Below are 12,239 nucleotides of genomic sequence, written 5' to 3'. Positions count from 1 at the left end.
ATTCAATGTCGACATCATATTTTCAATTTTCTGTAAGAACTGTTGTTAATAGCGGGGCGGGATCCAGAACCCTACTTCCTGAGATGATTAAAGGGCTTGGAGGTAAACGGGCAGTACTCTACACAGATAAAGGTTTGACTCAGGCTGGAATTACAGATCAAATCAAAGAATTATTTGAACTCATACCTGGTACCCCTCAGCTCGTTGGAGTTTTCGAAGGAATCGAACAGGACGCGAAAGGTGAAATCATTAATCGGGGAGCTCGCTTCTTTAAAGAGTGCAACGGTGATTCCTTGATTGCTCTTGGCGGGGGCAGCGTCTTAGATACAGTCAAAGGGATCAAGTGGATGCTACATAAAGGTCTGGATGATATCCGTGATTCCCTTCTTACTGGAAATGTGATGGAGTGGTGGCCGGAGGCACAATTTATTCCGATTCCGCATGTAGCCATTGCGACAACGGCTGGGACAGGTGCTGAAGTATCACCGGCAGCTGTGATCTTTAATGAAAAGCTTGGGATAAAAACAAACCTGCTTCATCCGTTCATCAGTGCAGATATGGCCATTTTGGACCCTGATTTAACCGTAGGGCTTCCTCCTAAAATCACGGCATTTACTGGATTTGATGCCTTGACTCATGCAGTAGAAGCGTATTTTTCACCAAAGGCAAACCCAATGACAGATGCTTATGCCCTACAATCGGTTCGTATGATTGCAGACAATTTACAAATTGCCGTTCGTAAAGGAGAAAATCTTTCAGCCAGGGCGAATATGCTAATGGCGAGTTCGATGGCGATTTCTGCATTCTGTCTGTGCCTGAATGCGATTCCGGTTCACAATTTGGCCCATGCGATAGGGGCTAAATTTAAAATCCCTCACGGACTGGCTAATGCTGTACTATTGCCAAATGTAATGGAATCAATGCCTGAATTCTATCTGCCCCGAATCACTGGGTTTGCCCAAGCGTTAGGAATCAAGGATCTTTCAGAAGAACCTGAAAAATGTTTAGAGGATGTTATCCACTATATAAGGGATCTCCGCAAAGCAGTTAATTTACCCGACACATTTGCTGAATATGGAAGTAATCAAGATCAGCTGCAACATTTGGTGCCGGCTGTTCATAATGACCCTGCCGGAGTTTTCTATAAGATACCAGCAACGGTTATTACCAAAGTGACCAACGAAGTGTTTGAAGAAACGACTATAAAGGCTTAGCTTCGGCCGCAATCTAATTATATTCAAAATCTGGTATTCCAGTTACAAGGAAAACACTTGAAAATCTACTATTCATGTATGGTTGGGGAACTACCATAAGTGCCAGGGATTTCAAAGTGTTTTCCTTTTTACTTAATGACAAAATAACAATTCTTGGAGGCTTGTATGATAAGCAAACTATCAAATCAATCTATGCCCGCTACTTCGTATACTAAAAAGTCAAATTCAGAAGTGTACGATTCCCTGAATTTTGAAGATCGACAGGATTTCGAAGATGCCAAACGAGGTTTTATTGCACCATTGGAATCTACAATGATTAAGGACGATTCCGGGGAAGTCGTCTGGGACATCGATAAGCTGGATTTTCTACAGGGTACTGCTCCTGAGACTGTAAATCCAAGCCTGTGGAGAAATGCACAATTACAGGCTATATCCGGTTTGTTTGAAGTGGTAGAAGGAGTCTATCAAATTCGTGGACAATCAATTGCCACTACTTTTTTTATAGAAGGCAACCAAGGAGTCATTGTCTGTGATACATTAGCAAGTACTGAATCTGCTGAAGCTGCGATGGAATTATATTATAAACATCGTCCAAGGAAGCCAGTTTCAGCCATCATTATAAGTCAAAGTCACGCGGACCATTTTGCTGGTATTCAAGCTGTTCTGAAGTATGCACAAAATCCGGATATCCCTATTGTCGTTCCCCAACATTTTACGGAAGAAGTGTTAAGTGAAAATGTCCTTTTAGGTACGATTATGGCGCGCAGGGCAGAGTATCAGTTTGGTAAAAACATTCTAGATGGCAGTAAGGGTTCTGTATCTATTGGGCTTGGTCCGACTATGAGTTCTGGGACCATGAGTTTTGAAATGCCTACTGTTGAAATCGAAGATGAAGTCCAAACGATGGAAATTGATGGGATAAACTTTCGGTTTTTGTTAACTCCAAACACAGAAGCACCAGCAGAAATGCATTTTTATATACAAGAGTATAAGGCATTATTTGTATCAGAGAACGCCAATCAATTGATGCATCAAATCTACACAGTAAGAGGGGCAAAAACTCGGGATGCTCTCCATTGGGCTAATTCACTGGAAAAAACAATCGATTTATTTGAAGATGAAGAGATTGATGCGTTGCTCATGATTCATGCATGGCCAGTATGGGGAAAAAATCGTGCTATACAACACTTACAATTGCAACGTGACTTGTATAAGTATATGCACGATCAGACAGTGCGTCTGGCCAATCACGGATATACGATGGACGAAATAGCTGAAACAATCAAACTTCCCAACTCTTTAGATACGTATTGGGGGAATCGCGGGTATTATGGTACTTTAAAGCATAATTCAAAGGGAATTTACAATTTTTATTTAGGTTATTATAGTGCACATCCTTCAGATTTAGATCCATTGCCGCAAGTAGAAGCTGGTCGTAAATATGTAGAATACATGGGTGGCGCGAATGCTGTTTTGAAACAAGCAAAAGCAGACTTTGAAAACGGTGAATATCGATGGGTCGCTCAAGTACTAAAAAATGTAGTAATGGCAGATCCAGAAAATCTGGAAGCGAAACATTTATTAGCAGATGCATTCGAACAATTAGGTTACCAAGCAGAATCTGCCAATTGGCGCAATATATATCTGGTTGGAGCATCCGAACTGAGAAATGGAATGAATAAAGACCTTTCCCCATTAGATGTTTCTGGAATTATTAACTATATGCCAGTAGCTGATTTTTTAAAGCTGATGGCTATTAAACTTAACGGTCCAAAAGCAGATGGAAGAAACATAACATTGAATGTTACACTTACGAATTCTAACCAAACATATACCCTTAGGTTAGAAAATGCTGTTTTGACCTATAAAGAAGGTAATGTAGACGCTGATCCGGATGTCGCCCTGGCTCTTGATCAAATGACATTCTATGGAATCGGTCTTAAATTGCTTTCCGCAGAACAAGCAGTAGCTGCCGGTAAATTAATCATCTCTGGTGATCAAACGATACTGAATGAATTTTTATCACTATTAGATGAGTTCGGCTGGTCTCCTGCTATCGTAACTCCTTAATCATATTTCATCGCTCACTATAAGAAATGGAATGAATATCGCAATCAGTTTCATACGGGTTGTATATTTAGTTACAAGGGAGGGTTGGAATAATATGCGTTGGGGGATACTTGCGTTCTTATTTTTTCTTGCGGTGATCAACTTTGCAGATAAATCCATCGCAGGGCTTGCGGCTGTTCCAATTATGAAAGATCTTAATCTGACTTATTCACAATGGGGAGTGGTAGGTAGCAGTTTTTTTTGGTTCTTTTCGATTGCTGGTGTGATCGGAGCTGCATTGTCCGACAGAATAGGAACAAAGAAAATGTTGGCCATTATGGCACTCATTTGGTCTGTTGTACAATTTAGTGCGTTTATCATTACGGGGCTCCCTTTACTTCTACTGTCCCGTGTTCTATTAGGAATTGGGGAAGGACCGTTTTATGCAACGGCTGTCAACCATCTGAACAAATGGTTTCCTCCAGAATCCCGTAGTTTGCCGCTCTCTATCCTGAATTTCGGCAATTCAATCGGCGCATTGGTATCCGCTCCGATTTTGGTTGCTTTGATCGTAAGCAGCGGCTGGCGTATAGCTTATGGAATATTAGGATGTATAAGCTTAGTTTGGTTTATTCTTTGGATGTGGTTAGGACGTGATAAACCGGAGAACAAGGTGATGGCAAGTGATACCAAAGAACCTTTAGAAAAAATTAAATGGTCCGAACTCGTAGTCATTTTACGATCGAGAACCTTTATATTTACTAGTCTTGCTGGGTTTGCCGCTTACTGGATGGTGGCGTTCATTCTTGTATGGATGCCTACTTATCTTACTGAGGTCAAAAGCTTTACGCAAACAAACATGGGGTACTTTATAGCTGCAGCTGGTGTTATCGCAAGCGTTTTATATATTACGCTATCATGGCTGACAGATCATTTATTCAGAAAGAATCAGAGTTATAGGAAATCACATGTATTTGTCTCTGGACTTTCTTTGATACTGGCGGGATTACTCTTTTATTCTATTACACTCCTGTCTCATTCAGCCTGGATTTTTGCTGTAATGTGTTTTGTTCAGGCTTCAGCGATTCTCATGTTTATCATGGGACCGCAGATTGTCACTTATTTACTTCCTGAACGTGGAGGATTAATGTCGGGTCTAATGATGGGGATTGCGACATTAGCAGGGATTGTTGGGTCGGCTGTTGTCGGAAACTTTGTACAATCGGCAGGAAATCACGCAGTTCAAGGGTTTAATCATGCTATTGTATTATCTTCAGCCTTATTATTCATCTTTGGAATCTGTTTCTTACTTCTCGCTAATCCAGAAAGAAGCGTAGGTGTTAATAGCTCTTCCATCAAAACCGCTCAGGTGAATGGACGAATAGTAAATTAGGTTCTATTTGGCAGATTGATATCAGGAATAAACGAAGTTTGGGATATCCTATTATTCCAAGCTTTTTTTCGTTTGCTCAGTCTCGTCACAATCCGTTTAGACTACATGATAGTTCCTTTTGGGGGAATTCCATTACAAAATTTCAGGTCTTAAAACCTATTACTATTGTAATGTGTTGATAGGTTGCAGATTCAGAGGATAACAGACTGACATATAGTATTCTTTCTAAGTGACTTAATCCTAATTGTAGGGAGAAGCTATTGTCACTTGCAGATAAAACTTCAAAACCAATAAAAGCGTATTGACCACATATTCATTGTTGATAACGCTTTAAGTCCGAAGTAGATCTTTTTTCCTGTAGACGATTTCTATTTAATTGTAAAAGGTTGGATATTATCGAACAATTCCCCCCATTGTCGCATTATGGAAGGTTATATAAAATTTGAACTAGGGTACCCATTTGTTTTAAATAGATCTATTTATTAGTTGATTGTCTGACTCTTCATTCATCCGTAAACCGTTGTATTAGTAGTATTTAACCATTAAAAACAATCAGGGGGAACGTTATGAATACAGGAAAGCTTAAACCCATTTTTAAGGGAACTTTAATTGCCAGTTTGTTAGTTTCCGCAGGGATTCCATCAGGAGCTATTGCTGAAGAAAATTTTCAGAATAAACAGAAAAACGTAGAGCAAATGTTAATGAACTTAACGGATCAGCAAAGGAAGGCATTGAAAGAGCTGGAGATCTCGCCTGGTTTCACCATATCACCAGAGATAAACCAAAACAGCTCTGAAATGGTTGACGTAATCGTCGAATTTAATCAGGCTCCTGCAAAAGTAGAGGTCGCAAAGCAAGCTGTCAAAGGGAAAAGAATGTCTCTATCTTCTGCAAAAGAAAAAGCTGAAAGCGAGCATGATACGTTTAAAAAAGAGTGGAAAAAGGTCAAAAAATTAAATAGACCAGATGATGAAAATATGGATGATGCCAAGATAACGAAAGAATTCCATGCAGCCTTCAATGGTGTAGCGATGACGTTGCCGGCCAGGGCAGTTCAAGAGCTTCTCAGTACAGGAGTCGTGAAGCGAGTGTGGAAGGATAATGAAGTTAAGCTTGATCTCCCACAAGAGGCAAAAGAAATGAATTCAGGGACTCCATCCCATGTCGATGACAGTCTTTCACAAATTGGTGCGGACAAGCTTCACCAAGAGAATATCACTGGTGAAGGGATTAAAGTAGGGGTTATTGATACAGGTATTGACTATAACCATCCGGATTTAAAAGGCTCTTATAAAGGCGGATACGATTTTGTCGATAATGATTCAGATCCCATGGAGGCGACTTATCAAGAGTGGAAGGATTCCGGGAAGCCTGAATTCAATGGTTCCAGTTATTATACATACCATGGAACACACGTATCAGGGTCCATCGCAGCATCCAAGGAAAACAGCTCTCCAGCAGCCTTAAAGGGGGTAGCCCCTGATGTCGATCTTTATGCATACCGGGTATTAGGTCCATATGGGAGTGGATCCACCGCTGCTGTAATGGCAGGGATTGACAAGTCGGTAACAGATGGTATGGATGTTATCAACCTGTCTCTAGGGTCGAATATCAATGACCCTCTTAATCCGTCGTCTATAGCGGTTAACAATGCAATGCTCTCAGGCGTTGTTACGGTCGTTGCGGCAGGTAACACAGGCCCTAATGAAAAAACACTGGGATCTCCAGGATCGGCTGCATTAGGAATAACAGTTGGTGCCAGCGATGTGTCAGTAACGATCCCTACCATTACTGCCAATTCGGGAGATCAAGAAATTAAGGATATGAAGCTATTAGCACAAAATTTCACAGATAACTTGGAAGACCTCCAGAATATGACCCTTCCTATTGTTGAAGTGGGAATCGGTGCAAAAAGCGACTTTACTAATAAAGATGTAACTGGTAAGGTAGCGTTCATAGAACGCGGCCTCATTACTTTCGATGAAAAAGTGCAAAATGCTAAAGATGCAGGTGCTAAAGCGGCGATTATTTATAACAATGTCGATGGTGAAATAGAAGCTTTTATAGGCGAAGGGACTAATTATATACCTGCTTTCCGCATATCAAAGGCTGAAGGGGAACAACTTAAATCACAATCAGAAATTACCTTTGAGTCGTTAGGAAGCGTCAAGACAGGGGGAGATCACTTAGCGGAATTCAGTTCGAGAGGGCCAGCTCACGGGAATGATGACATTAAACCAGATGTCGTAGGACCAGGTGTGGCGATATCCTCAACTTTTCCTGAGTTTATCAATCATCCAGAAGAGGGAGAAAGTTATGATGCTGCATATGGCCGTCTAAGTGGAACATCAATGGCCTCTCCTCACGTAGCAGGTGCTGCAGCACTCATCATGCAAGCTCATCCCGAATACACACCTTTTGAAGTGAAAGAAGCTTTGATGAATACTGCTGATGAAATGAATGGTGACTATTCCGTTAATGAAGTTGGCGCAGGCCGGATTGATGTCCATGAGGCAGTCCATGCGGATACATTGGTGAAGGTTCTGGACAAAACGATGCATGAACAAGATGGCAGCCTTGTCGAAATTGATGAAGAAACGGGTTCCATTGCTTTTGGCACTCACTTTAAAGAGGAAGAAGGACATATTGAAGACAGCAGAAAAGTCGTAATTCAAAATCTAAATGAAAAAGATACGAAGGAATTTATCACAAATGTTGAATTTTTACCGGCTAAGGGACAGGTTCAAGATGCCGGCAAGAATGGGGTAGAAGTAACGATGCCCGATACGATTTCTGTAGAAGCAGGAAAATCTGCAGAAATTGAGCCGGTTATCCGTGTTTCAGAAGTTGCGGAAATCGGACGTTATGAAGGATACATTCACCTTGTCAATTCGAAAAATGAAGAAGAGAACTACCAAATCCCTTTTGCCATCCGTGTGACAGATAAAGGATTTGAGAAGATGGAATTGACAAGACCGATGATTACGAATGATCCCATCAATATGCATCCGTATACGACGCCATATACCAATGCAATCATCAATTTATCAAGCCCATTAAAGACGATTGATATGTTGGTGAGAGATGAATCCGGAGAAGCAATTGGATTTATGGGAACCATCGATACAAGCCATTTAATGACTGGTATTGATTATTGGGGCGATAAAATTTTTACTGGACTGGTATACCCATTCACCAATGATCCTTCGCAGCCAATTTCTGATAAAAAGGTGAAATTGCCGGAAGGTATTTATACGTTTGAAATGATTGGGTATGATGAGCAGGGTAAAGCATATAGTAAGGACGACATTGTTATGATTGACAATACGCCTCCAAAAGTAGAATTATCCATGGAACCTGGCCTGTATGAAGTGAATGATTCAATGTATACCACAGAAGATGGGTATGATGGCCAAGCAATATGGCTACATGGAAATGTATACGATGATGCCGTCGACAAGCTCAAAGAGAAGGGTATAAATATTGATCAATCAATCCATGGTGTACTTTGGTGGGAATATAGCTTCTATAATCATTTATTTCTTAACCTGGATAGTGAAGGAAACTTTAGACTTCCTGCTATGAAGGAAAGAATTGACAGCATGACCTATTTAGATACCAACGTGTTTGCCTTCAATAATGCTACTGCATCTGAAGCATATCCACAAGGTATTAAAAACTACAAGTTCATAAAAGAAGGAGCTGAATATGCCGTTCCTACTTATGACAAAGAAAAGCTTCTTATGGGTGACGAAATTACAATGACATTGAATTTGAACAATATTAAGCAATTCGCCTCCGGAGAATACAACGTACCTTTTTATAATAAATTACTTGAATTTCAAAATGTAAAAGTCAATGATACATTTAAACAATATGCCGATGAAAAAGGCGTTAAAGTAAATCTGGATGAGCCAACATTATCTTCTGGGAACGTTAAAGTAGGGGCTTCGATTGACCAAAATGACTTCCTCATTGATAAAGATCTGCCATTCTTAGATGTCACATTTAAAGTCATTAATGATGAATACTATGCTCAAGAGGAAATAACATTTGAAACGAGTTCCTTTAAGTATAAGAAAACATCAGATTCCAGTCCTACAATGATTCGTGTAATTAAAGACAAGTCATTTACAATTCTAGCCGGACACTCTGTTGTGAATGGACATATTCAACCCGAAGCTTTCTATAATGAAAATGGACAATTGGATGCTTCGATTGACTACTCTAAACTTGGTGCAAAAGTATATGCAAAAGCGGCAGATGGTAAAACCTATGAAGCGTCTGAGATTTTCGGTAATGGATACTTTACAATCGATAACCTTCCATTATCAGAAGAAGAGTATGAAATCTATGTAAAGGTACCAGGTCACCTCATGACCAAAGCCTCGGCGAAATTAGTGAAAAACGTCGATGGAGATCTCGCCGGGGTACGGATCTTAATAGATGCGGGCAAAGCTCTGGCTGGTGATGTTAATGGGGATAAGGTGGTTGATATACAAGATGCGATCGTCTCCGTTTTCTCATACGGAAAAGAAAATGTAGGGGTTAACAAGGGAGACGTAAACCAAGACGGAAAAGTTGATGAAACAGATCTTCGTTTCATAGAGAAAAACTTCCTTGAAAAAGGTCCTGATGCCAAAGAGAATAAAAAGCCAAAAGAAAAACATGGCAAGGTGACGTTGGAAAAATTATTCCGCTCAATTGGTCTTGAGACACTAAATTAGTGAGTACAAATAAATGCCAGGGGTGAATTCCTGGCATTTATTTTCCATTATTAATTAATCCGAAAATACTTTTGTCGCCAGCTCAAGAGCCTTATTGGTTTCGTCTGTTTTCATATAATAATGAAAGAGTTCCTTTTCGTATTGTTGGACCAACGATACATAACCACGCTTTTTAAAGTAGGGTAGAGCGTTAGTAATTAGGTAGTTATAATATTCAGCTTGCTGGTTGTTTAGTAGAAGATGAAGAAGTTTAAAGTTGATTGAAGATAAATATTCATTGAGCTCCCTTGCAATGGAAATCCCTTCAAGTACTAGGTTTTCTAGTTCGTTAATCGCCAATAAATTACCTTTATGGCAGCTCCAAATGAATCCTTCCAGGGAAGTTAAATAACATGTTGATTTTTTTTCTTTTAGGCACATGGATTGTTCGTACAGTCGTTTTGCAGATTCATATTCATTTCTATTATAGTATTCATAAGCTAAGTTATGAAGCACACGTGCCTTCTTCTCAAAAGCATGACATAAATTACAAGTTTGAATTAAAGCATCGTATTGTTCAACTTTCTGTTGAAAATCACTGTATCCGTCACTTTCGCGCGTCATCAACATAATCATTTCTGCGTCGATCATTTTTAGCAAATTATTACTATTGATAAAGTATCGCAACGACTTTTCTGCATAGTAATAAGCCATTACCTTTGAACCTGTGGCAAGGTAGGAGGTCGCTAACGTTAAATAGTACTCTTCATTATTGTAATCATCAACGTTAATTGTTCCTAAGGTAGCGAATGCTTTTAATACATCCTTTTTGGATAAGTAATACATGCCTGATAAATGCTTAAGTAAGTTTCTTTCGTACGGTGGCAAATGTTTATGCTTCTTATTAATAGCTTTTATGATTTTATCGGCCTGTTTAAATTCCTGATGCAGTAGATGGTATCTAGCATTCAGAAGTTCATAAAGAACTTGGTAGTCACTGAGCGTTATTAATGGTTCTTTCTCCAGTTCGTTTTTTATCGTTTCGATTTCTTCATCCCGTTGCCTGATCATCGCATCATGCCAACTATGAAGGAGCCTCTTGATATTTTTGTACCGCATTAACTCCTCTTCAATATTAATTCCGAGCCGTTTAGAAAACAAAGAGGTGATCTCTGATGAATAATCCGTTTTCCCCTGTTCGATTTTACTAACATGTGTATTTGAACAAATCCCATATCCAAGCTGTTCTTGTGTTAGTTTGGCTTTCTGACGATAAAATTTAATGATTTTTCCTTTATCCATGCCACATCCACTCCAAGGTTGAAAGAATAGTAATGAATAAATACCTTCCATTTAAGGTATCAACAAAGCCTGTTTAGTCCTCTCTTATTGTTACTTTTCTATCATTTTCCTTTGATTATAATTGAATTTGATGGGATAATGTTTTTGAAAAATTCTATCAAATAAACATCAATCAAGGGAGTTTGTTCATGGCAACAGCTCAATTCGTTTTATGAAAAGGAACAGGTGAATCAAATGAATGCTGCTCTCTATCAAGAAATACAAAAGTATATGCAAATGAAAAATTGGAATAAAACAGAGCTTTCCAAGGAATCCGGTATTCATATAAGCGAGATTAGCCGTCTCTTTAATCACAGGCAGCCTCTTTCCTTGCAAAATCTGGATGTGATAACAACTGCATTCGGTCTACCTGAGGGTACACTTTATCAATACTATGTTGAAGAGTGCTTAAATAAAGGAAATCATGTGGACAAACGCAGAAGTATACACTTCTTGTATAAGTGTGCAGCGGAAGGATATGTTAACCATTACAATGCCTTATTAAATCTAATGCTTGAAGAACAGTCAAAAACGATCAGAAAGAAGAATTTGTTATATATCTTTACTGTTGCCGAAGAACTTCTTCAAGGAGGCAAAGGCGAACAGGCACTTCAGCTCTATGAGGTGATTATTGAGAATGAGTCGGATCGCTTTTCAGAAAAAGTCGCGGTAAGTTATTTCAGGAGATTTTATATTGTAAGAGGGACAGAAAAAGGACAGCATGCCCTTTCTTTTGTATTGGATCAATTAGCATACATGCCTAATGAGATAATGTTGGAGGCCTACATGTGGATCATGGCAGATTACTATCGGCGCGAGGAATGGTGGCAGGTGCTTAATTATGCAGAAAGGTTAAAGAAATTGGCACCCGAAGGCGACTATTATGGACGGGCTCTAATGTATAAGGGACTTGCCCTTTCAAGAGTAGGGGACTCCCTTGAAGAAGTATTGAATATAATAGATGAATACTCAATAATAAGTGAGTATTATGCGGGAATTGCTGCAGGCAATCGCTATGCTGCCCTGTTGGATTTTGGTAAGTTGGAATATGTAGACGAGTATCTCTCCTGGCTGGAAAAAAGGGAAGATATATATGTGGGACTGCCTAGGATATTTGAGACATATGTTCGATTAGATCGTTTAAATGATGCCAATTCACTCATAGAAAGGTTCCAACATGTAATCGACGATATGGCCGAGAGCAAGGAACCGTGGCTGAAAGAAAAAATGAATTTAGACTTTCGCTATGCTTACGCCTTGTTTTTATGTAAAAGCAGTCAATTTGAAAAAGGTTTGGATGAACTAGTGGAAGTAGCTGATTTATCAAATAGGATAGGAAATTTAGAAAGGTTCAAAAGATGTTTGTTAGCTTTTTGGAAATACAGGGTTTATGCAACATCCCAACATGATAAAAAATATACTAATCTGTTACAAACAGGAAAAATGGAATAGTTACTTTGAGGAAAAGAGCTGCAGAAGTGCTCTTTTTCTTTTTTTTTGATTTGATTGAATTTTCCGAAAATGATATCCCGTCAA

At 39.3% G+C, this 12,239-nt stretch carries 6 protein-coding genes; 5 read left to right on the top strand and 1 reads right to left on the bottom strand.

The annotated features are described in order from the left end of the window. Positions 1–5: 5 nt before the first annotated feature. From RSX31_RS15200 to RSX31_RS15185, 4 genes are all read left to right on the top strand, one after another. Positions 6–1,214 (top strand): iron-containing alcohol dehydrogenase, encoded by a 1,209-nt coding sequence (locus RSX31_RS15200; RefSeq protein WP_315635074.1) that lies wholly within the window; start codon positions 6–8, stop codon positions 1,212–1,214. A 165-nt stretch (positions 1,215–1,379) separates the two neighbouring features. Beyond that, complete coding sequence (locus RSX31_RS15195; protein ID WP_315635073.1) at positions 1,380–3,284, top strand: alkyl/aryl-sulfatase; 1,905 nt, start codon at positions 1,380–1,382, stop codon at positions 3,282–3,284. A gap of 94 nt (positions 3,285–3,378) precedes the next feature. Then, complete coding sequence (locus tag RSX31_RS15190) at positions 3,379–4,656, top strand: MFS transporter (protein ID WP_315635072.1); 1,278 nt, start codon at positions 3,379–3,381, stop codon at positions 4,654–4,656. 566 nt (positions 4,657–5,222) lie between these two features. Next, on the top strand, positions 5,223–9,383 hold the full coding sequence (locus tag RSX31_RS15185) for a S8 family serine peptidase (protein WP_315635071.1): 4,161 nt from the start codon (positions 5,223–5,225) through the stop codon (positions 9,381–9,383). A 54-nt stretch (positions 9,384–9,437) separates the two neighbouring features. Here the strand turns inward: RSX31_RS15185 and RSX31_RS15180 are convergent, their stop codons facing one another. Further along, positions 9,438–10,664: a transcriptional regulator gene (locus RSX31_RS15180; RefSeq protein WP_315635070.1), complete on the bottom strand. Its 1,227-nt coding sequence runs from the start codon at positions 10,662–10,664 to the stop codon at positions 9,438–9,440. A gap of 234 nt (positions 10,665–10,898) precedes the next feature. On the opposite strand from RSX31_RS15180, the gene RSX31_RS15175 reads away from it, so the two are divergent. Further along, positions 10,899–12,155: a helix-turn-helix domain-containing protein gene (locus RSX31_RS15175; protein WP_315635069.1), complete on the top strand. Its 1,257-nt coding sequence runs from the start codon at positions 10,899–10,901 to the stop codon at positions 12,153–12,155. Positions 12,156–12,239 lie beyond the last annotated feature (84 nt).

Source organism: Rossellomorea yichunensis (genome assembly GCF_032337515.1).
Taxonomy (GTDB): Bacteria; Bacillota; Bacilli; order Bacillales; family Bacillaceae_B; genus Rossellomorea; species Rossellomorea yichunensis.
Note: the sequence above shows the minus strand (reverse complement) of the source record. Positions and strands in the feature narration are given on the sequence as shown.